Origin of the sequence: Neisseria zalophi, assembly GCF_008807015.1 — a bacterium.
Lineage (GTDB): Bacteria > Pseudomonadota > Gammaproteobacteria > Burkholderiales > Neisseriaceae > Neisseria > Neisseria zalophi.
In genome coordinates, this window is the sequence record NZ_CP031700.1 from 1,077,878 (window position 1) to 1,099,594 (window position 21,717).

General features: G+C 45.4%; 22 protein-coding genes and 1 other RNA gene. 8 read left to right on the forward strand and 15 right to left on the reverse strand.

The window, feature by feature from the left end:
• Positions 1 to 24: 24 nt before the first annotated feature.
• Positions 25 to 1,821 carry a pyruvate oxidase gene (spxB, locus tag D0T92_RS04920; RefSeq protein ID WP_151050774.1) on the reverse strand — a complete coding sequence of 599 codons (1,797 nt, stop codon included), beginning with the start codon at positions 1,819 to 1,821 and terminating at the stop codon, positions 25 to 27.
• A 411-nt stretch (positions 1,822 to 2,232) separates the two neighbouring features.
• Between spxB and D0T92_RS04925 the strand changes: the two genes are divergently transcribed.
• Positions 2,233 to 2,637 carry a diacylglycerol kinase gene (locus tag D0T92_RS04925; RefSeq protein ID WP_151050776.1) on the forward strand — a complete coding sequence of 135 codons (405 nt, stop codon included), beginning with the start codon at positions 2,233 to 2,235 and terminating at the stop codon, positions 2,635 to 2,637.
• A gap of 69 nt (positions 2,638 to 2,706) precedes the next feature.
• Positions 2,707 to 3,138 carry a copper chaperone PCu(A)C gene (locus D0T92_RS04930; RefSeq protein ID WP_151050778.1) on the forward strand — a complete coding sequence of 144 codons (432 nt, stop codon included), beginning with the start codon at positions 2,707 to 2,709 and terminating at the stop codon, positions 3,136 to 3,138.
• A 76-nt stretch (positions 3,139 to 3,214) separates the two neighbouring features.
• Here the strand turns inward: D0T92_RS04930 and mpl are convergent, their stop codons facing one another.
• The 4 genes from mpl to D0T92_RS04950 form a co-directional block, all read right to left on the reverse strand.
• Entirely contained in the window at positions 3,215 to 4,597 is a 1,383-nt protein-coding gene (gene mpl / locus D0T92_RS04935; protein WP_151050780.1) for a UDP-N-acetylmuramate:L-alanyl-gamma-D-glutamyl-meso-diaminopimelate ligase, read from the reverse strand.
• Positions 4,598 to 4,736: 139 nt separating this feature from the next.
• Positions 4,737 to 6,089 carry a sodium-dependent transporter gene (locus tag D0T92_RS04940; RefSeq protein ID WP_151050783.1) on the reverse strand — a complete coding sequence of 451 codons (1,353 nt, stop codon included), beginning with the start codon at positions 6,087 to 6,089 and terminating at the stop codon, positions 4,737 to 4,739.
• Positions 6,090 to 6,456: 367 nt separating this feature from the next.
• Entirely contained in the window at positions 6,457 to 8,448 is a 1,992-nt protein-coding gene (ftsH, locus tag D0T92_RS04945; RefSeq protein ID WP_151050785.1) for an ATP-dependent zinc metalloprotease FtsH, read from the reverse strand.
• Positions 8,449 to 8,509: 61 nt separating this feature from the next.
• Complete coding sequence (locus D0T92_RS04950; protein ID WP_151050787.1) at positions 8,510 to 9,130, reverse strand: RlmE family RNA methyltransferase; 621 nt, start codon at positions 9,128 to 9,130, stop codon at positions 8,510 to 8,512.
• A 110-nt stretch (positions 9,131 to 9,240) separates the two neighbouring features.
• Here D0T92_RS04950 and yhbY point away from each other — a divergent pair, with 110 nt between their 5' ends.
• Positions 9,241 to 9,522: a ribosome assembly RNA-binding protein YhbY gene (yhbY, locus tag D0T92_RS04955; protein WP_151050789.1), complete on the forward strand. Its 282-nt coding sequence runs from the start codon at positions 9,241 to 9,243 to the stop codon at positions 9,520 to 9,522.
• A gap of 72 nt (positions 9,523 to 9,594) precedes the next feature.
• Here yhbY and D0T92_RS04960 read toward each other — a convergent pair whose 3' ends face one another.
• The gene (locus D0T92_RS04960; protein WP_151050791.1) at positions 9,595 to 10,038 is read right to left on the reverse strand and encodes a DUF4149 domain-containing protein; all 444 of its coding nucleotides are present in this window, start codon (positions 10,036 to 10,038) and stop codon (positions 9,595 to 9,597) included.
• 171 nt (positions 10,039 to 10,209) lie between these two features.
• Between D0T92_RS04960 and D0T92_RS04965 the strand changes: the two genes are divergently transcribed.
• Entirely contained in the window at positions 10,210 to 11,772 is a 1,563-nt protein-coding gene (locus tag D0T92_RS04965; RefSeq protein ID WP_151050793.1) for a YdgA family protein, read from the forward strand.
• Positions 11,773 to 12,022: 250 nt separating this feature from the next.
• On the opposite strand, the gene ypfJ is transcribed toward D0T92_RS04965, so the two are convergent.
• From ypfJ to D0T92_RS04990, 5 genes are all read right to left on the reverse strand, one after another.
• Positions 12,023 to 12,853, reverse strand: coding sequence for a KPN_02809 family neutral zinc metallopeptidase (ypfJ, locus tag D0T92_RS04970; RefSeq protein ID WP_151050795.1), 831 nt, complete (start codon positions 12,851 to 12,853; stop codon positions 12,023 to 12,025).
• 112 nt (positions 12,854 to 12,965) lie between these two features.
• On the reverse strand, positions 12,966 to 14,276 hold the full coding sequence (locus D0T92_RS04975) for an MFS transporter (RefSeq protein WP_151050797.1): 1,311 nt from the start codon (positions 14,274 to 14,276) through the stop codon (positions 12,966 to 12,968).
• Complete coding sequence (gene ccoS / locus D0T92_RS04980) at positions 14,260 to 14,469, reverse strand: cbb3-type cytochrome oxidase assembly protein CcoS (RefSeq protein WP_151050799.1); 210 nt, start codon at positions 14,467 to 14,469, stop codon at positions 14,260 to 14,262. The genes D0T92_RS04975 and ccoS overlap by 17 nt, the downstream gene beginning before the upstream one ends.
• On the reverse strand, positions 14,469 to 14,786 hold the full coding sequence (locus tag D0T92_RS04985; RefSeq protein ID WP_151050802.1) for an HLGFF motif protein: 318 nt from the start codon (positions 14,784 to 14,786) through the stop codon (positions 14,469 to 14,471). Before D0T92_RS04985 ends, ccoS begins: the two co-directional genes overlap by 1 nt.
• Positions 14,787 to 14,853: 67 nt before the next feature.
• Positions 14,854 to 15,357: a DUF1841 family protein gene (locus tag D0T92_RS04990; RefSeq protein ID WP_151050804.1), complete on the reverse strand. Its 504-nt coding sequence runs from the start codon at positions 15,355 to 15,357 to the stop codon at positions 14,854 to 14,856.
• Between the two features lie 119 nt (positions 15,358 to 15,476).
• On the opposite strand from D0T92_RS04990, the gene ssrA reads away from it, so the two are divergent.
• From ssrA to D0T92_RS05000, 3 genes are all read left to right on the forward strand, one after another.
• Positions 15,477 to 15,840: a transfer-messenger RNA gene (gene ssrA, locus D0T92_RS04995) on the forward strand.
• Between the two features lie 293 nt (positions 15,841 to 16,133).
• On the forward strand, positions 16,134 to 16,265 hold the full coding sequence (locus D0T92_RS11705; protein WP_263641697.1) for a hypothetical protein: 132 nt from the start codon (positions 16,134 to 16,136) through the stop codon (positions 16,263 to 16,265).
• Between the two features lie 21 nt (positions 16,266 to 16,286).
• Positions 16,287 to 17,270: a glutathione S-transferase family protein gene (locus D0T92_RS05000; protein ID WP_151050806.1), complete on the forward strand. Its 984-nt coding sequence runs from the start codon at positions 16,287 to 16,289 to the stop codon at positions 17,268 to 17,270.
• A 198-nt stretch (positions 17,271 to 17,468) separates the two neighbouring features.
• Here the strand turns inward: D0T92_RS05000 and aroA are convergent, their stop codons facing one another.
• Positions 17,469 to 18,761, reverse strand: coding sequence for a 3-phosphoshikimate 1-carboxyvinyltransferase (gene aroA / locus D0T92_RS05005; protein ID WP_151050808.1), 1,293 nt, complete (start codon positions 18,759 to 18,761; stop codon positions 17,469 to 17,471).
• 116 nt (positions 18,762 to 18,877) lie between these two features.
• Complete coding sequence (gene ttcA, locus D0T92_RS05010) at positions 18,878 to 19,828, reverse strand: tRNA 2-thiocytidine(32) synthetase TtcA (RefSeq protein WP_151050810.1); 951 nt, start codon at positions 19,826 to 19,828, stop codon at positions 18,878 to 18,880.
• Positions 19,829 to 20,003: 175 nt separating this feature from the next.
• Here ttcA and D0T92_RS05015 point away from each other — a divergent pair, with 175 nt between their 5' ends.
• Entirely contained in the window at positions 20,004 to 20,489 is a 486-nt protein-coding gene (locus D0T92_RS05015) for a prokaryotic membrane lipolipid attachment site family protein (protein ID WP_151050812.1), read from the forward strand.
• Positions 20,490 to 20,593: 104 nt separating this feature from the next.
• On the opposite strand, the gene D0T92_RS05020 is transcribed toward D0T92_RS05015, so the two are convergent.
• Together D0T92_RS05020 and D0T92_RS05025 are read right to left on the reverse strand one after the other, a co-directional pair.
• Positions 20,594 to 20,959, reverse strand: coding sequence for a YkvA family protein (locus tag D0T92_RS05020; RefSeq protein ID WP_151052982.1), 366 nt, complete (start codon positions 20,957 to 20,959; stop codon positions 20,594 to 20,596).
• Positions 20,960 to 21,155: 196 nt separating this feature from the next.
• Positions 21,156 to 21,578, reverse strand: coding sequence for a DciA family protein (locus tag D0T92_RS05025; RefSeq protein WP_151050814.1), 423 nt, complete (start codon positions 21,576 to 21,578; stop codon positions 21,156 to 21,158).
• Positions 21,579 to 21,717: the final 139 nt, after the last annotated feature.

Below are 21,717 nucleotides of genomic sequence, written 5' to 3' on the forward strand. Positions count from 1 at the left end.
GTTTTTTGTGGGGATTCGCTTTGATTAGAAGTTTTCGACACCGTGGCGGTCGAGAATTTCGCCGAACGGTTCAAGTGCTTCTGCTTGGAAGTGTTTGATAAACTCATCAAAATCTCCAATCACGGCAGGATGACCGGAACGACGGTGCGGGAATTGCTCAACCGGCAATAAGCGTTCGTTGGAAATTTTGATATCCACAAGTACCGGCTTGCCCTCACGGGTTACCTGCTGGGCTTTTTGCAAGGTCGGCTCTAATTCGCTTTCGGTGCGCACGGTAAATCCGGTGACTTGAAAGCCTTCCGCCACTTTAGCAAAATCAACGTCTTGTAGTTTTACGCCCGAATGCGGCTGATGGGTATCATCTTGTTCCGCCTCAATATAGCCGAGGGATTGATTGGTAAACACAAGATTCATCACCGGCAATTTGTGCTCGGCTTGGGTAATCAAATCCTGTACCACCATCGCCAGCCCGCCGTCGCCGGATAAGCTCCAAACTTCACGATCCGGATATTCCAATGCAGCGGCAATGGAAGCGGGCATACCGAAGCCCATAGTGGCATACAGCGGCGAAGTAACCTGACGGCGTCCGCCGCCTAAATCCAACAGGCGGGCCACGGCGATATTCACATTGCCGACATCAACGCCGAAAATGGCATCTTTCGCAGCGATGGCATTAATCGCTTTATAAATCCGCTCGAAGCCGACCGGATTGGCGGTGCTGGCTGCGCGTTTATCTAGCCATGCGTTCCATTGTTCTTTATCTTCTACTGCTGCCGCATACCAAGCATCGTGGTTGACGCCTTTATTATTGTAACCTGCGCCGTCTTCACCATAGCGTTTTTTCGCTGCGGCAATAAGCTGGCGCAAGAAAGTCGGAGCGTCGGCGATAATGCCCAATTTGGTTTGGTGTCTCGCCCCGATAACCGATGGCCTTAGGTTAACATCGACAAACGTCGCTTCCGGTGAGAACATCGGAAACTCAAAATTGGTACCGACAAACAATACAAAATCCGCCGCGCGCGCAACATCCACACCCGGTTTGGTGGCAACGCGTCCGGTCGAGAGCATATAAAATTCTTCATCGCCCTCTAAAATCCCTTTGGCCAGATAAGTGGCGGGCATGGGCAATTTCAATAATTTCGCCAGCTCGCGCAATTCGTCTGCCGCGCCTTTGGCGCCTTGTCCGAAATAGACAATCGGACGTTTGGCTTTTTCAAGCAGATTGAGCACTTGTTCGACATCTTCTTCTTTTGCCGGCAACTGCCATTGCGGCGTACCGTATTTTTGTGCGGAAGAAACATAATTATCGTCGATTTCAGTCCAACCGAAATCTTTCGGAATCACCACCACGGCAGGGCCTTTTTTCTCATACGCCTTACGAATGGCGGTATCGACAACTTGCGGCAATTGCTCCGCCGTCATCACCGTGCGGTTATAAACCGCCGCATCGGCAAACATCGGGTTTTCCGGCATTTCCTGAAAATAATCGGTATTCATGCGTGAGCTGGGCACCTGACCGACCAGCACCAACACCGGAATATTGTCAGTAGCCGCATCATAAATCGGGTTGAGCAAATGCGCTGCACCCGGGCCGGCCGAGCCGAACATCACGGAAATTTTGCCGGTGAGTTTTGCCTCGGCAACAGCAGCCAAACCGCCGACTTCTTCATGGCGAACGCCGATATATTGAATTTTATCGCGCCAGTTATAAATCGCATTCATTGTCGAATCGAAAGAACCGCCAGGTAAACCGTAAATCCGTTTGATTCCCCATTCGTGTAAGACTTTCATCATGGCATCAGAGCCGCTGATTTTATTCATTATGACCTCCTGATTTGTGTTATGGTAAAAACTGATTTGGCTGGGTAAAAGTTATAATTTACTCTTGCTACATGCAGCAAACAAGGTATAGGCAGTAGCCGATTTTTACAGTGCCTTTTTGTAGATAAATTGATTGTTTATATATAAACAATTGTTTTTATTGGTTAGTAGAGATTATTTAGATAGAAGTAAATTCAAATTATGTTTAAATCTTTTACGCATAATTTATAAGAAAATTTACAATTTTCTGTCTGTCATTTTCTATCGTTATTTCCATTTTTAAAGCGAAGACCGGTGTTTAACAGGCCGAATAAATTATCATATAATTTAATCGCTAATTGTAAGGTGATGGATGAAGGTCGTAATGAAATATGTGGCTTAACGGCGGAAATGGTTTTGATAGGATAAATTATGTCGGATAAACAATACGCGCAAAAAGTAAAAGGGAAAAGCGGCTTCGGCCGCCTCCGGAAGGCCGTCGGTTATTCGAAAGACGGGTTACGTGCCGCATACCGACATGAACGTGCATTCCGCCAGCTTATTTGGTTAAATGTGGTTTTGTTGACGGTGGCAGTGATATTGGATTTTGGCCCGGCAACCCGCATGATGTTGATTATTGCCTCGTTTTTATCGCTGATTGTCGAGTTATTCAATACCGCTATTGAAGCAGCAGTTGATCATACTTCTACCGCGCATCATGAGCTGGCCAAGCGTGCGAAAGATGCCGGCTCGGCTGCGCAAATGCTGGCGCTGGTCTTGTTGGCGGTTTTGTGGTTTATGGCACTTTGGCGGGAGTACGGCTTGAATATTTGGTAGTCGGTCGATTGGCCGATATGGTTTTTCTATATTTAAATTGAAAATAAATCAATTAGGAGCATAAAGAATATGAAAAAATGGTTAGGTGCATGTGTATTGGCCGGTTTTTGCCAAGTGGCCGCAGCGGCCGGTATGGATATCGATGATGCTTGGGCGCGTGCAACGGTTGCCGGCATGAGTATGGGTGGTGCGTTTATGGAAATTACCAATGAAACCGGTAGCGATGATGTTTTGGTAGGTGCTTCCAGCCCGGTGGCTGAAAAGGTCGAATTGCACACGCATATTAATGATAACGGTGTGATGCGGATGCGTGAGGTTCAAGGCGGCGTCGCTCTGCCTAGAAATAAAGAAGTCGAACTGAAGCCGGGTAGCTACCATATTATGTTTATGGGCTTGAAAGCCCCGTTGAAAGCAGGCGAGACATTCCCGTTAACATTAAGATTTAAAAAAGCCCAACCGCAAACGGTTCAAGTTGAGGTTAAAGCGGCAGCCAGCCGATAATATTGTTATGCATAATGCTCATAGATAAAAAACGGTTCGGATAAAATTATCCGAACCGTTTTTATATGGATGGTGATTACACAGCCAGTGCGGCCAATAGCTTATCGTGTATGCCGCCGAAGCCGCCATTACTCATTACTAAAATATGGTCGCCGCTACGTGCTTTGGCAACGATAGCTGCAACAAAGGCATCAAAGTCTTTATTGGTATGGAGTTTGCCGTCTAAAGGGGACAGGGCGGCGGCAACATCCCAATCCACGCCGCCTGTGTAGCAGAACACATAATCGGCATCTTGCAGGCTTTCCGGTAGGGCGGCTTTCATGGTGCCGAGTTTCATGGTATTGGAACGTGGCTCCAAAACGGCAAGAATCCGTCCGTTAGTGCCGATTTTCTGACGCAGCCCGGCAACGGTTGTAGCAATGGCGGTAGGATGGTGGGCAAAGTCATCATATACGGTAATATTATTCACCGTGCCTTTGGTTTCCATACGGCGTTTGACATTTTTAAATTCGCCCAATGCTTCGCAGGCCGTCTGAATATCTACGCCCACATGACGGGCTGCGGCAATCACGGCTAAGGCGTTCATGCGGTTGTGTTCGCCGATAATATCCCAAGCGACATGGCCGACTTTTTGGCCGGAAAGCACAACATCAAAAGAGCCGTCGCTGGCCACTTGGCCTGTTTGCCAACCGCTTTCTATGCCGAATTTTTCTACCGGTGTCCAACAGCCTTTTTCTAAAGTATCGTTTAGATTTTGTTCGCTGCCGTTGGAAACAATCAGGCCGTCTGAAGGAATGGTGCGGACAAGATGGTGGAATTGGGTTTGAATGGCAGCCAAATCGGCAAAAATATCGGCATGATCAAACTCAAGGTTATTTAAGATGGCGGTACGTGGTCGATAATGAACAAATTTCGAACGTTTGTCGAAAAAGGCGGTATCGTATTCGTCGGCTTCAATCACGAAAAAAGGTGATTGGCCGGCAGGATCTTGGCGGGGGGCTTGCGGCAAACGCGCGGATACGCTGAAGTTTTGCGGTACGCCGCCAATGAGAAAGCCGGGCGCCAAACCAGCAAATTCCAACACCCATGCCAACATGGAAGCCGTTGTGGTTTTGCCATGTGTTCCGGCCACGGCGAGCACCCAGCGGCTTTGTAATACATTTTCCGACAGCCATTGCGGGCCGGAAATATAGGGAAGGCCGCGGTTTAAAATGGCTTCGATTACATCCATACCCCGTTTGGCCACATTACCGATAACGTAAACATCCGCAGGAAACGCGTCTAATTGGGCAGCATCGAAGCCTTCATGCACGTCAATACCTAAAGCTTCAAGCTGTGTACTCATCGGCGGATACATTTTGGCATCGCAACCCGTTACTTTAAATCCGGCTTCTTTTGCAATCGCGGCCAAACCGCCCATGAAAGTGCCGCCGATACCGATAATGTGGATATGTTTCATAATAAATTCTGAGTCAAAAATGGCTATTATATAGCGAATAACCGATAACGGATAATTTACCTAATTAACAGGCCGTCTGAAATATTATCAGACGGCCTGCTTGTCTATGCCATATAGTGGTTAATAGTCTATGCTTTAATTAGCCGATAAGTTGCTGCACAAATACAATAATCACACCGACAGGGGCAATCACACGGTAAATAAACTGCCAGATCTTAAAAGCACCGCCCAAACGCAGCTCATCGCGAATACTGTCTTGCTTCATAAACCAGCCCATAAAGACCACAATGGCAAAGCCGCTTAAGGGTAGAGTGAATTTGCTGGTAAAGACATCTAACAAGTCAAAAATATTCAAATCCATAATCTTAACGTCGCTCCATACATTGAATGACAATGCGGAAGCTACCCCCAACAGCCAAACCACGATACCGGCAACCAATGTACTACCGACACGGTTCATGCGTGTACGTTCTTCAAGAAATTCAACAGACGATTCCAATAGGGAAATAGATGATGTTAATGCAGCAAAGCTTAATAGAAGGAAGAAAATCAAACCTAAAACCGTACCGCCGCTCATATTACCAAATGCAATTGGTAGGGTAACAAAAACAAGGCCGGGACCTGCTTCGGTATCCAAACCGTTGGCAAATACAATTGGGAAAATTGCCAAGCCTGCCAAGACGGCAATCGCCGTATCCAAAATCACCACAATAGCAGCAGAGCGCAACAGATTGACTTCTTTACCAAGATAAGAACCGTAGGCCAACATAATACCCATACCCAAAGATAGGGTGAAGAAAGCGTGGCCTAGCGCAGACAGTAAAACATCGGCATTAATTGCACCCCAATCGGGTTTGAACAAGAAGCTGAGTGCTTCGCCAAAATGGCCGGTATTCGCACCATATATAACCAAAACACCTAAAAATGCGGCCAGTAGCGGCATCATGATTTTAGAACCTCTTTCCAAACCACCTGTAACGCCTGCCGCTACAATAAAAATTGTTACAGCCATAAAAATAGTATGCCATATCAGTAAGCCGGTGGGGTTGGCGAGCATAGATGTGAAAACAGCTCCGGTTTGCTCACCCGTCATACCGGAAAACAAGCCTGAACCTGCTTTAACAATGTAGTTCATCGACCAACCGCCGATAACACTATAAAAAGACAAAATCAGATAGCCGCCCAAAGTGCCGGAAGCACCGATAATCGCCCATGCTTTGCTACGGCCTTCTTGTTGAGCAACTGTTTTCATGGCATCAATCGGGTTACGCTGCCCGCGCCGGCCGATTAGCCATTCGGCCGATAAAATCGGCAAGCCGATTAAAACGATACAGGCCAAATAGGTAAACATAAAAGCAGAACCCCCGCTTTTACCCAACATATAAGGGAATTTCCAAATATTACCCAAGCCGACGGCGGAACCTACCGCCGCTAAAATAAAGCCCAAACGGGAACCCCACTGGGCATGCGTATGTTTATGATTGCTAGTCATTTTTTTGTATCCTGTTTTTCTGATTTGAAACAGCTTCGGTTGAATATCGCAAAGATGATGCCGACAAAACCGGAGGTTGTTGTTACGCATCATGCCAGTAGGTGGAAAAATTTACAAGTATCAATCTTTAATAACGCCAATTAACATTTATGATATTGGAAATAGAAAGTAATGGAAATACGGAGGATATTCTGCTAGAAACAGATAATACGTTTAAGTGTTATTGGCTTAGTGGCTAGTTAATGAAGAACAATATATGTTTGTTTTTCTTTTAAAATAAAGGCCGTCTGAATATTGTTCAGACGGCCTTTATTGAGAAACCGAGACAGAATAATTGAAGATTTATGCAGCCCCGGTGGCAAGCGACTTATTGGGTTTGGCTATCAGATGGAATATCGTTATTTCGTTGGATACTGCCCGAAGCCGGTAATTCATGTGTAGGCTCGATAATATTATCCGTATTTTTTTCTTCATCTTCCGAAGAAGTCGGTTGGGACGGAGTATTATCTTCCGGACGGATATTATGGCTGTAATCTTTAGGCGGGCTGGGTTGCTTGCCGGCCATAATTTCCAAAACTTGATCACGGTCGATGGTTTCCCATTCCATCAGTGCTTTACACATGGTTTCCATTTTATCGCGATTTTCATCCAGAATTTTATAAGCAACGGCATATTGCTCATCTAAAATTCTGCGTACTTCTGCATCCACTTCCTGCTGGGTTTTTTCGGAAATGTGTTGCGAGCGGGTTACGGAGCGGCCTAAGAAGACTTCGCCTTCGTTTTCCGCATAGACCATAGCGCCCATTTTATCGCTCATGCCGAAGCGGGTCACCATTTCACGGGCAATTTGTGTTGCGCGTTCAAAGTCGTTGGAGGCGCCGGTAGATACACGGCCGACAAAAATATCTTCGGCAATACGTCCACCATATAAAATCGAAATTTGGCTCAGCATTTGATCTTTATACATACTGATTCTGTCGCGTTCCGGCAGCTGCCAAGTCAAACCTAATGCGCGTCCACGCGGCATAATGGTAACCTTATGAACAGGATCGGTGAAATCCAAGCTCTCGGCCACAATGGCATGGCCTGACTCATGGTATGCGGTTGCACGTTTTTCATCTTCGTGCATTACCATGGAACGGCGTTCGGGACCCATATAGATTTTATCTTTGGCATCTTCAAAATCGCTTTGGTCGACTTTGATTTTATTGCGGCGGCCGGCAAATAGAGCGGCTTCGTTTACCAAGTTGGCCAAGTCGGCACCGGAAAAGCCTGGTGTACCGCGTGCCAGGGAAACCAAATCTACCGATTCATCTAACGGCACTTTTTTGGCGTGTACTTTTAAAATCTGCTCACGGCCGCGGATGTCCGGCAGTGGTACGACCACTTGGCGGTCGAAACGTCCGGGGCGTTGTAAAGCAGGATCAAGTACGTCTGGGCGGTTGGTTGCGGCAATCACAATCACGGTTTGATTGCTTTCAAAACCGTCCATTTCCACCAAAAGTTGGTTTAATGTTTGTTCGCGTTCGTCATTACCGCCACCCAAGCCGGCACCGCGTTGGCGGCCGACAGCGTCAATCTCGTCGATAAAGATAATACAGGGGGCATTTTTCTTGGCCTGTTCGAACATATCGCGAACACGGCTTGCACCTACGCCGACAAACATTTCAACGAAGTCCGAACCGGAAATACTGAAAAACGGCACTTGTGCTTCGCCGGCAATGGCCTTAGCGAGCAAAGTTTTACCGGTACCCGGGCTACCTGCCAGCAGGATGCCGCGCGGCACACGTCCGCCCAAGCTTTGATAGCGGTTAGGGGCTTTCAGATAGTCGACAATTTCCTGAACTTCTTCTTTGGCTTCGTCGCAACCAGCTACGTCGGCAAAGGTTACTTTGTTTGTATCCTTATCCAGAAGCTTGGCGCGGCTCTTGCCGAAAGAGAAAGCGCCGCCTTTCCCGCCGCCGCCGGCCTGCATACGCATAAAGTAAAACCATGCGCCTATCAGCAAGATAACGGGCAACAGGCTGAAGAAAACGCTAGCCAGCATGCTGGGTTTCTCTTCAGGAATGACTTTAACGCGTACTTTATGATCCAACAACGTCGGAACAAGGTTGTCGTCTAACGGTGCGTTAGTGAAAAATTGACTTTTATCGGTGCGCTCGCCTTTAATCAGGTAGCCTGCCAAACCGGAACCTTCAATGTTCACATTGGCGACTTCACCTTTATTGACTTGCTCGATAAATTGCGAATATTCGATTTGTTGGTTGCTTTCTTGTTTGTCACTAATGGCATTGAATGCTGCCATCAGGGCGACACCAAGTACCAGCCAAACCAAAACGTTTTTAAAAATATTCCCCACAGAAACAGGCTCCATAAAAGGGTAAAAGACAAATAAATTGTAAATCAGGCGGTATGTGTTGTCAGCGTTTATTTTTGCCCAATAAATAAATCTCACTGGAACGATTGCGAGAGGCTTGCGGTTTTCGGGTTTGCACGGATGTAAAAATTTCGCGCATGGCCGCCATATATTCTTGATAACCGCTGCCCTGAAAAACTTTGACTAGAAAATTCCCGCCTTGTTTCAAATGGTTGGCGGCAAAATCCAAAGCCAGTTCGCATAAATAAAAACTGCGCGCCTGATCGGTTACGGCGTTTCCTGACATATTGGGTGCCATATCGCAAATTACAAGATCCAGCGGCCGGTTATCTAATAATGATTCGAATTCGGCCAAGACGCTGTCTTCGCGAAAATCACCCTGAATAAACGACACACCTTCAACGGGTTCCATTGGCAAGATATCTAATGCAAATACATGGCCGCTCGAACCGACTAATTGTGCGGCGGCTTGAGACCAGCTTCCCGGGGCGCTGCCTAGGTCGGCTAAAACTGTACCGGAGTTAATGAGTTTGTCTTTTTCATTGATTTCTAAAAGCTTATAGGCTGCGCGGGCGCGATAACCGTCTTTTTGGGCTTTATGCACATAATGATCGTTGACATGCTCGTTTAACCAAGCTTTAGAAGATTTTGAACGGACAGACATGAAATAACCACACAAATAAAAAATAGGATTGTACGTGATTTTTCCCCGTAAGGTGGTTGTTTCGCGTAGAATACGCTGCTTAATCTATTTATAGTTTTATGTGTAAGAAAATGACCGATAAATTAACTACTCAAGAAATTGCCGCGCTCAAAGCGCGCGCGCATCATTTACATCCTGTTGTTATGGTAGGGCAGCAAGGCCTAACCGATGCCGTTATTCAGGAAACAGATACCGCGTTGACAGCTCATGAATTGATTAAAGTAAAAGTTGCCGGAGACGACCGTGCCGAACGTGTTGCCATCAGTGATGCTTTATGCGAAGCGGTCGGGGCGCAGTTGGTACAACATATCGGTAAGCTTTTGGTATTGTGGCGCCCTAATAAGGAAGTTTGATAGATACTTGCTTTAAAAATCATAGGCCGTCTGAAAATATTTCAGACGGCCTATTGTTATACATAAAATTGATTAACGCTCTTCTAATGCAGTTAGGCGGAATACCAGGATTAAGGCAAGCAGACTGCATGCCATATAAATAATGCTGGAAGTGCCATGCCATAGACCAAATGAACCGCCTACCAATGATAGCAGCCAATTTGATGTATTGGTTTTATACGCTTCGATAACAGGGGTGACCAAAAATTGATTGGCAATAATCAAAAGCAACAAGAGCATAATGGCTTTACCGCTGAATGAACGGCCATAATTGTGTCGAGTGTTTTTCCTATTGGCGATATAGGCCAGTAGCCAAACCACAATGCCGATATAAGATGTGATATTAAATGAAATTCCGGCGATATTGCCGGCTTGCATTTTATCTAAATGTTGGAATAACAGGGGAGCAAACAAATAGCCCGCAGACAATTGCAACCCCAACCATGCGCCAATCAATACTGCAATCCATTTTTTCATGGGTGATTCCCTTTATTTTTATTCACTTAAAATTAAATTTTTTGAAAGATAGCATGCAATAATCTTTTCAGGCAAGCGGCACTAACGGGTGTCGTTATTGTTGCTGTATGGCAAAGACAAAAAAGTTAAATAATGTTATGCTTCAAACTTTATATTTATTGTGTGAAAGCAATGAAAAAGCTCCTCATTTCTTTACTTGTCATCATTGTGTTGGTGTTTGCGGGTATGCCTTATTATCTTGGCCTGAAGGCCGAAGAAAGTCTGAATGCCCAACAGCAGATGCTTTCACAATCCGGTGTTTTAACAGTTGAATCCTATCAATATGAACGCGGTTGGTTTGGTGCTACGGAAACCATGGTGGTTCGTTTGAATCCGACATTGTTTCATAACACCCAAAAATATCTGCCGGATAATATCAAAACATTATTAAAAGAGCCGGTAACCATTGTTAACCATATTAAGCACGGCCCGTTTGCTTCAGGTATTTCCCCCGTTCGTGCTTATGTGGAGACCGAATTTCGATATCACCCCGATACTGAAAAAGTATTAACCCGATTTTTTGGTAAACAACAGCCGGTGCGGATGAACAATACTGTGTATTTGAACGGCAGCGGCAAGCTGGATATGACTGTTCCTGCTTTTGATTACGAAGAATTGTCGGGTATCAAGCTGAATTGGCAAGGTTTAACCGGAACGGTGGATTATCAAGCTGATTTTGCATCTTATATTCAAGATTATCTAATACCTGCCATCAATATTAAGTTGGCCGATAAAGGCGATATTGCAATGGAAAACCTGCATGTTCGGGCAGATACGGCTGACAGCAGCAACCAACTTGCCTTGGGCAGCAGCAGTTTGACACTGGATAAATTTTCTATGCAGTGGCAGGAAGGCTTTGACTACAATGTTAAAGCGAATGAGTTGGTGAATTTGGTTACCGATTTGCAAATCGGTGCCTTTATCAACCCGACCGGCACGGTGCCGCCTTCTAAAGTCGAAGTGGAAAAACTGAGCTTTAATACCGACACGCAAGAAGTGGAAGGGTGGGTCAACAGCAAGGGGCGTTTCCAATTCCAAACCTTAGTTTATGGCGAAGACCGCTACGGCCCGCTGGATATTAATGTTGCTGCCGAGCATCTTGATGCCCAAGGATTGTTGGCTATTAAAAATAAAATGGCCGAACTGGCAACTCAGGAAATGACTGAAGAGCAAGTTCAAAACGAAGTATTAAAAACGGTGAAAAACGAAGCGGCCGGTTTGTTTACCAAAAACCCTGTTCTCAAAGTGGAAACTTTCCATTTCACCATGCCGCAGGGCGATGTGGATGTAAAAGGCGAAGTTCGTTTTAACGGGCTGACTCAGGCGGATATGGACGATATCACTGCATTGGTGAAAAAAATCGATGCCGAATTTGATATGAAAGTACCGCAAAAACTATTGGAAGATTTGGCTGTGAATCAGGCCAGCAGTCTGTTTAGTGTGAATCCGGAAGACTTGGCGGCAGGGCGCGCCAGTATGGATGATATTAACGAAACACTGCAATTGATGGTTGAAAGCACCATCAGATCCATGGCAGGTGAACAGTATCTGAGTTTAGATCAAGGCAATATCCAAACCAAAATCGAATTGGAACAAGGGCAGTTAAAACTGAACGGCAAGGTTTTTAAAACCGAGCCAGAGCCTGAGTTTACCGATGCGGATATGGTGCCGGAAGTTGCTGCTTCGGCGCCATAGAAATGGGATTGTGAAGCATAAACCATGATTTCAGACGGCCTACGATATAGAGAGGCCGTCTGAAATATTTGAAAAGTGAGTGAATGATTATCTTAGCGGATATGTAAGCCATCAAACAGGTTGTGCTGTATTCCGAACTACTTTGAATGAATAAGCATAAGGCCGTCTGAAATATTATTTTTCAGACGGCCTTATGCTTATATTGGTTATATTTGGAATATCTTCTTATATATAAAAAGTAAAAAAACAATCAATTGGCGGCAAAAGTATTGCACTGGTTTACATCGCCGCTGTTCAAGCCGCGCCTGAACCATGTCATCCTTTGTTCGGAAGAGCCGTGGGTGAAACTATCGGGCACAACATAGCCTTGGGCTTGTTGTTGCAAATGGTCGTCGCCCACGGCTTCGGCAGCGCGAACGGCTTCTTCAATATCGCCGGTTTCCAAGATATTTTGATTGACGGCATAGTGTGCCCAAATACCGGCAAAGCAGTCTGCCTGTAATTCCAGTTTAACGGAAAGCGCATTGGCTTGCGTTTGGTTGACTTCTCTTTGTGCCTGATGCACTTGCGGCAAAATACCGAGTAGGTTTTGAACATGATGGCCGACTTCATGCGCGATAACGTAAGCAAAAGCAGCATCGCCTGAAGCGCCGAGTTTTTGGCGCATATCTTCATAGAATGATAAATCCAAATAAACCTTACGGTCGGCCGGGCAGTAAAAAGGCCCCATTGCCGCTTGGCCGGTGCCGCAGGCGGTTTGGGTGCCGGCGGTGTAGAGCGTCAGCGTTGCCGGCGTGTATTGGCTGCCGTGTTGGGCGAAATAATTGCCCCAAACGGTTTCGGTATCGGCCAAAACCACTCTGGAGAGCTCGTTAAGTTGTGCTTCCAATTGGCTGTCTATCGGCGTCTGTTGAGCAGGCGATACGGTTGGCGCGCCGGTAATGCCGGATAAATCGACCCCGTAATATGCGCCTACCAATACAATAATAATGCCGAGAATGCCGGTACTTTTTCCGCCTATACGGCTTTTGCCGCGGCGGTCTTCCACATTGGTGCTTTGTCGTCTTCCTTGCCAACGCATGGCGGGTTCCTTTGGGTATTTGCGATATGATAGCCGCTATTATACCGCCGGCTACATAATTGGGCATATTCAGAGATAGGCCGTCTGAAAACGTTCAGACGGCATGTTCGGTTTATTTTATACCGATATATATTTTTAAGTCTTGTAGAAAGCGCGGATCCAGTTTGAGCAGATAGGCAATCAGAATAAGGTTGCCTAGCGCCACGACCAAATAGAGTAGGGTGATACTGTCAAACAGCCATAATAAAGCAGCGCTGATAAGTGCGGCGGAAACCATAAACAAACCGTTCACAATATTATTAGCAGCAATGGCATGGGCGCGAAACGCTTCATGGCTGGCTGTTTGCAACCATGTATATAAAGGCACGGAGAAAAAGCCGCCGAAGAAGCCGATGGCAATCATGGTCAGCATAACCGGATAGGTGGTGCTTTGGGTAAGAAACCAACCGATACCTTGCAGTTGCTCGAAAAAGCGACCGTGTGTCAGCCATACCAACAATAAGCCCGATACTGTGAGGCCGAATGCGCCGACGGCAACCAAACCCAAATGTAGGCGGTGATGGCTGATTTTGGCGCAGATAACCGAACCTGTGGCAATGCCGATGGAAAACAGCGCGAGCATGAGGTTAAAAACATTATCGTCACCGCCGAGGTGGATTTGGGTAAAGGTAGGCAGTTGGGTGGTGTAAACCGAGCCGATAAACCAAAACCATGAAATACCGATAATGGCCGCATAAAGTTCGCGCTGGGCAAAGGTTTCCTTTAATAACAATCGGGTGCTGCGAACAATATTCGGGTCTAGTCGGGTGTTGGGGTTTTTAGCGGGAACGGGCGGCATAAACAGGCTGGTAGCCGTTCCGGCAGCCGCGACGGCCAATACTAAGATGCCGACAATATAAGGGGGAATACCGGCAACGACCGTGCCGAGTATCTGGCCGAATAAAATGGCGATAAACGTACCCGATTCAATCAGGCTGTTGCCCATAATCAGTTCTTTATCATTGAGATAGTCGGGCAGAATGGCATATTTCAACGGGCCGAATAAGGTGGATTGCGTGCCCATACAAAATAGGCAAAATAGCAATAAAGGCGCAGATTGGATATAAAAACCGACCGCCGCCACCGCCATCACCACGATTTCCAATACTTTGATAACGCTTGCCAGTTTGGCCTTATCGAATTTGGTACTCAATTGCCCTGAAAGGGCGGAAAAAAGGAAATAGGGCAGAATAAACAGCAACGCGCCTAAGTTGAGCATCTGGCTGGCAGGAATCGTATTATTTTGACCCAAACCATAAAAACTGATCATCACAAACAGCGCGGTTTTAAACAGATTGTCGTTAAACGCGCCGAGAAACTGGGTGCCGAAAAGCGGCATAAAACGGCGGCGGGTGGCAAAGTTCAGATTATCTTTTACGCTCATCTTGCGGCTTTTCCGGGTCGGTGGTTGTGTTGTTGTCGTTGGTGTTTTCGGTGGAATCATCATCCATAATAATGCGGTGCGCCGGGCCTTCCAAGTCATCAAATTGCCCGTTTTTGCCTGACCACCAAAAAAAATAAGCAATCAGAAAGGCCAAAATAATGCTGATCGGTATCAGGATAAATACACTTTCCATTATATGATTCCCGTTAAATCGGTTAAAACCAAAGTTTGGCCGTTAACCGTTAAATATTCGTTACGCAAGCGGCCGATAACGGCATTATCGTCTGATAAGATCACATAATCTTTTTCAATCTGCCAATATAAAGGCGTATCGCTATCTTGAAGCGGTGCCAATGCGTTGACGGCGGCTTTGTCTTGCGGCGTTGTTTCACTTTGCAGCTTCACCGCAAACCGTCCGCTTTGCGGTTGTGCTTCGGATTCATCATCGGGCAGCATAATAAAAAAGCCCAAATGTTCGCCTTGTTGCGTATGGATACTGAAATAATGCATGGTTTCAGACGGCCTTTAAAGTAGATAAGCAAGCGGAGTGAATATTCAATCGGTTTTGATAGCGTTATTATTCCCGCCCGCTGATTTTATCGGAAACTTCCACTTCATGCGGATTAATACGGGCATTGTCTTCCTGTCCCAAACCGACCAATTTGCGCAAACGGGTCATATAAGCATTCACATCCAAGCCGCGCCCGAAACGTTGCGCTTCCCAAACCGTTTCCGCCAACGCATCGGCCATATCATGCTCGGCTTTCACCCAATCACCACTGTATTTCCCGCACAAATTTTCATGAACGGCACGGATGCCGGGCGGTTGGTCGATAGCCACTTGCTCTTGGATGGAAAGGTGTAGCGACATATGTAGAAACGGGTTGCTTTCCCCTTCTTCGGGCGTCCAGTTTTTATCCAGATAGTTTTCGATGTGTTCTAAATAGTGGTGGTATTCAGGATGCGCTTCAATAATGCGCAAAGCTTTTTGTTGCAGGGCGTCCAATTGCAACGGCAGCATACGTTGTTGCCAGACACCGGCAAAAAAGCGGCGCACGTCGTGGGTATTGACGTCATACATAGTTTTCAAATCCCGATATGGTTTCAGACGGCCATTATAACCGATAAGGCCGTCTGAAAACGTTTTAAGCAGATATGGTAATTTATAAATAACCTGCGTATAATCGAATATTCCTATCTGGGGGCGATCTTGGTTTCGACGGGGGTTGCGAAGCAGATGCGGGCATACCGGGGTCTCAGATTCCCGTAAAACACTGAAACAAAATAGTCGCAAACGACGAAACTTACGCTTTAGCCGCTTAAGGCTAGCCGTTGCAGCAGTTGGCCGATGGGCTGCGTAGGGTCAAACCTACAGCAACGTCATTTTACATTGGCTGGTTTTCTGTCGGGTTACTTGGCAGGAAATAAGATTTAAGGTAACTGGTTTCCAAACAGCCCGTCTGCCGGCGGAATGGGAATAAGATTTTAAGTAGGCAAGACTAAGTATGTAGAACGCTTTGTAGAGGGCTTTCGGACGGGGGTTCAATTCCCCCCGCCTCCACCAGTATCACAAATAATGCAATCGTCAGGTTGCATTATTTTTTTTATCGGTTGGAAATAATTTAATGTCAGTTGATTGACTTTAAATGTATGATTGTTTGTTTAATGAAATAGTAATGGTAAAGTAGAACACTCATTACTGTTTTAGGCAATTAGACCAAATTGATTCTGACTAATTGTTTTAAAATAGAAATCTGACATTTTGTTGTGCAATTGTTAAAATGCCGTTCTCATTCTTTTAAATAAAGCTTGAAATGCGCTGTTAAAAATACTGTTAAATAGATATTAAATGGCTCTTTGGTTCAAGATGATTGTTTCCATTTTATAGATGCGGGGCTGAGACTTGGCAAAATGTTTATGGATATTGATGTAGAAACCGCAGAAACCGCCCACGCTATCGATGTGGTATGGTGCGAAAGATTAGAATAACTTAATGTAAGGAAATTAAATATGGGATTGTTGGTTGATGGTAAATGGCATACCGATTGGTATGATACTGAATCTACCGGCGGAAAATTCGTCCGCAGTAAAGCTGCTTTTCGTAATTGGGTCACTGCCGATGGCTCTGCCGGCCCCAGTGGTAAAGATGGCTTTAAAGCCGAACCGGATCGCTATCATTTGTATGTTTCTTTAGCGTGCCCTTGGGCACACCGTACCTTAATATTCAGACATCTCAAAGGTTTGGAAGAGATGATTCCGATTTCTGTTGTCAATGCTTTTATGCTTGATGATGGCTGGACTTTTGAAGAGGGTGACGGGGTGATTCCCGATATGGTGAACCATAAAAACAAACTTCATGAGATTTATACTCAGGCCATGCCGGATTATTCAGGCCGTGTAACGGTGCCGGTATTGTGGGATAAAAAAACCAATACCATCGTTAGCAACGAATCATCAGAAATTATTCGCATGTTTAATAGCGCGTTTGACGGTATTGGTGCGAAACCGGGAGATTATTATCCGGTTGAATTGCGTGAAGAGATTGATTCACTCAACGAATGGATTTATGACACTGTAAATAACGGCGTATATAAAGCAGGGTTTGCTACAACACAATCTGCTTATAACGAAGCGGTTGGCGCTTTATTTGAATCATTAGACAGGCTGGAAGGCATTTTGAGCAAACAACGTTATTTAACCGGTGATCGCTTAACCGAAGCCGATTGGCGTTTGTTTACCACTCTGCTCCGCTTCGATGCGGTTTATTACGGGCATTTTAAATGCAATATCAGGCAAATAGAAGATTATCCGGCATTATCAAATTATGTTCGCGATTTATATCAATATCAGGATGTTGCTAAAACCGTGGATATTCCTTATACCAAAGCACACTATTATGGTTCGCATACCAGCATCAACCCGACAAGGATTATTCCGGTAGGCCCGGTGCAAGACTTTAGCAAACCACATGATCGCGACCGTTTTCCTAGATAAATCGGTTTAATTTATCAACCTTATCAGGTGGGCCGTACGAACGGGACATCCTGCCGAAGTGATTAACCGTGACAGCATATCGGCGCTGTATGGTATTAATGTTACGGTATTGGATTACAATGGCAGGCCGGTTATTGTCGATACTAGATAATTGAAATGGATACATTATCGGGGCTTTGCTACCAGGCAAAGCCCTTTTTATTTTTGCAGCGATGCAAAAACATCAAAATAAGTCGGGAATGTTTTATAGGTACATTTGGGGTCGTTAATAATCACCGGTACACCCAATAATGACACCAATGAAAAACACATAGCCATACGGTGGTCGTCGTAGGTGTCGATTTCGGCACCAGGGGTTAGTGATGCCGGTGGTGTGATATGGATGGCTTCGGGTTCTTCGACCACGGTGGCGCCGACTTTACGCAGCTCGTTTGCCATAGCGGCAATGCGGTCGGTTTCTTTGACGCGCCAGCTACCGATATTGCGCAATGTACAAGTGCCGCCGCTTGCCAAGGCAACAATGGCCAAGGTCATAGCGGCATCGGGAATATGGTTGGCATCTAAATCAAACGGCAAAACCGCTTGGTTTGCGGCGCGGGAAACTTCGATAAAGTTTCCCCCCCACACAACGGTCGCCCCGATTTTCTCCAATTCGCGGGCAAAAGCCACATCGCCTTGAATACTGTCGGCACCGATACCGGTCACACGGATGGGCTCACCGGACAGCAAGCCGGCGGCTAAGAAATAAGAGGCGCTTGAAGCATCACCTTCCACATACAACCGATCTGGGGCATGGTATTGCGATCCGGCCGGAATTTTAAAAACACGGTAATCTTCGTTAACAACCGCTACACCGAATTGTGCCATCAATTTCAACGTAATGTCGATATAGGGTTTGGATATCAATTCGCCAATCACACGAATTTCAAACGCTTGTTTGGTGAGGGGCAGAGCCATCAGCAGGGCGGTGAGAAATTGGCTGGAAACATTGCCCTTAATCGGAATCACCCGTTCGCCGTTGTCTGTACGTTTGCTAATGTGTAGCGGCGGATAATGTTCATTGCCGAAATATTGGATATCGGCACCGGCTATCCGTAAGGCATCTACTAAGTCACCGATGGGGCGCTCGTGCATACGCGGTACGCCGTGAAGACGATAATCTCCGCCTAAAATAGCCAGTGCGGCGGTGAGTGGACGGAATGCCGTACCCGCATTGCCGAGAAAGAGATCTGCTTCACGGTTGGGAAATTGTCCGCCGCTGCCGTGTACTTTCAGACGGCCGTCTGAAAAAAACTCTAGTTGAATTCCCAGTTTTTCTAATGCTTCAAGCATTCGTTCGGTATCGTCGGATTGCAGCAAAGAGTGAATTTCGCACACATTGTCGGATAAAGCCGCCAATAAGAGTGTACGGTTGCTGATACTTTTAGAGCCGGGTAAGGCGATAGAGGAAGGCTTGAGCGTAACGGCAGGTAGGCGGATGAATTCGGTCATGGTTATCTTTTAATCAATAAAATATCAATATGGTATCGATATTGCTGAATATGATGTTTCAGACGGCCTCAGCTTTTATATTGGGCTGATTGGTATTTTTTTAGTAAGCCGGCGTGTTATGCGGTTTTGGGTTTGCTGGCTAGAATATTAATCACCTTTTTAGGGGTGGGCGGGGATAGTGTGATTTCACTATCATTTTCGGATAGGCCGTCTGAAAAACGGGCGGGTACGGTTTCCGAATCAAAAGCGGTATCGCCACCGTGTTTTAAGGTTTGGCCGCGTACTAAGCCGGTAAAGTCAAATAGTTCGGTGTCGGCAAGATGTGAGGGTACAACGTTTTGTAACGCTGAAAACATTGATTCAATACGGCCTGGGAAGCGTTTGTCCCAATCTTGTAGCATTTCCTTAATTACCTGACGTTGCAGGTTGGGCTGTGAACCACAAAGGTTGCAGGGAATAATGGGAAACTGTTTCAATTCGGCATAGCGTTCCAAGTCTTTTTCTTTCACATAAGCCAAAGGCCGGATCACAATATGTTCGCCATTGTCGGAAACCAGTTTGGGCGGCATGGCTTTGAGTTTGCCACCATAAAACATATTGAGGAACATGGTTTGCAGAATATCGTCGCGATGGTGGCCGAGTGCGATTTTAGTGCAGCCTAATTCTTTCGCCACACGGTATAGCACGCCACGGCGCAGGCGGCTGCATAGCGAGCAGGTGGTTTTGCCTTCTTCTATTACACGCTTAACAATAGAATAAGTATCTTCTTCTACAATACGGTAGGGCACGCCGATACTTTCGAGGTATTCGGGCAGGATGTGTTCGGGGAAACCGGGTTGTTTCTGATCAAGGTTAACGGCAACCAATTCGAAATCAATAGGCGCGCTGGCTTGTAATTGACGCAAGATGTCGAGCAGGGCGTAGCTGTCTTTGCCACCTGAAAGGCAAACCATAATTTTATCGCCGTTTTCAATCATATTGAAATCGTTGATGGCATCGCCGACTGCATGGCGCAATCGTTTGTTTAATTTATTGTTTTCTAATTGTTGTTTGCTTTTTTTAGACATGGTGTGCGTAACTGAAAAAGAGGCGGGAAAGAAAAAAGATTGTACCTGAAAATCGGCTTATTCGGTAATGGTTGCCTGCAAATGCCGTGTTTATAAGTTATTTATTTAAAAAATATGAAAAATTATGGTGCAATTCATTGTTGGATTATCTGTTAAATCTGATTATAATGGAAATATGAAAAAACATATTCCCCTCTTATTATTATCGGTTGCATTGGCAGGTTGTGAAACAATTTATCTTCCTTCTTTGAAAGAAGTACCGCTGAAACCTACTAATGTTAAGAATGAACCTGCGAAAGCGCCTTATAAACTGGCGGCTAGCCATTGGACGGATGTTTCTAAAATTCGTGAAGAGGCTACGCGGCTGAGTTATCAGGTTAGTGGCGGACAGATTACCAAAGTTCAAGCTGCGCAATACCTTAATCGCTTCCGTATCCGCCAGGTCGGTCGCAATCAGGTAGACGACAGTATGTATGAGGTTTATCTGCGTTCTGCTGTGGATAGCCAACGTGGTGCGATTACAACCGAACAGTCTAAACTGTATATCCAAAATGCTTTACGCGGCTGGCATCAGCGTTGGCCGAATATGAGCAATAAACCGTCTAATCCCGCGTTTACCAACTTCCTGATGGAAGTCATGGGTATGGATCCTTTAAAATAATTGATTAAAATTTAAAGATTAAGTTTGAGATAAATAAAGGCCGTCTGAAAATAGATTCAGACGGCCTTTATTTATCTGGTTTGTTTTATAAAACAATAAATGGGTTAGCCGAAAATTTTATCCACGGCAATCCGTGCTTTTTCACGTATTTCATCGGTCAGGTGGCTTTTCATTTGTGCATAGACCAAGGTAATCACGGCAATATCATCGCTAAAGCCTAATGGGCCGAGTAAGTCCGGAATGCTGTCGATAGGGCTGAAAAAATAAATCAATGCACCCAAAATAATCATTTTGGAACGTTTGGGTGTGGCCGGATCTTTAAATAAAAAATACAAAGCATAGAGTTGTTTCACAACCGGTTTGCCCAATTTGCCGGAGAAACGTATGATTTTTTTCAGAAAACCCGGTTCGTCCAGATTTCTTTGGCGAAATTTAGGGATAAATTCTTCAGGAGAAGTTTTATTCTTCATCATTTTCAGCTAATCCTTTCTGTTTATCAGATGTGTGGTTTTCTATTGCCGTCAATAAAATTTATTTTGTCTCTGTATGACAACTCTTTATAAAATAATGATGATTTTTCAAAATGCAAGTTTCAAAAAGGGGAGGAGATATGCAAAAAAATGTTATGGAATCAAATATGGTATTGATAATCTGATAACTACTCAATTATTTTTTATCGTGTTTTTCCGCTAGTTTCTGCAAAGCTTCGGCTAATTTGGGGTGGTGTTGTAGTTGCTCAGCTGAATGACGAAAGCTTTGCACTGCTGTTTTGCTCAGTTTTAAATGATTCTCACGGGGCGGTAACGGGCGGGTGGGAATGGTTTTAATGCGCACGCTAACGATATCCGGATGCAGATTTTGTAGTTTCGGCAGCAGACTCGGGGTAATCATACGCAAACGGGAGGCGGCCATATTGTTGTTTGCCAATAAAACCAACGTTCCTTCTTCTATACAGGCCGTCTGAAAGTGTTCGCGCAGATTGGCCGGCAAAACCTGCTTGATTTGCCGGTCTAATTTTTGCCATTGTTGTGACTGTTGCAATAATGTCAGTAGCCCTCCGTTGCGCCAGGCTAATTTTTCCAAATTCATATTATTGTCAATGCTAGTGTTGTTTTCATAAGTAAAGAAAGGCGTAATCAGTTGAAATCCGATAAAACTGCCGCTATTTCAAACGGCATTGTAACCCTGATAAGCGGCTTGTGTTAAAATTCACATTATTTTATACCGA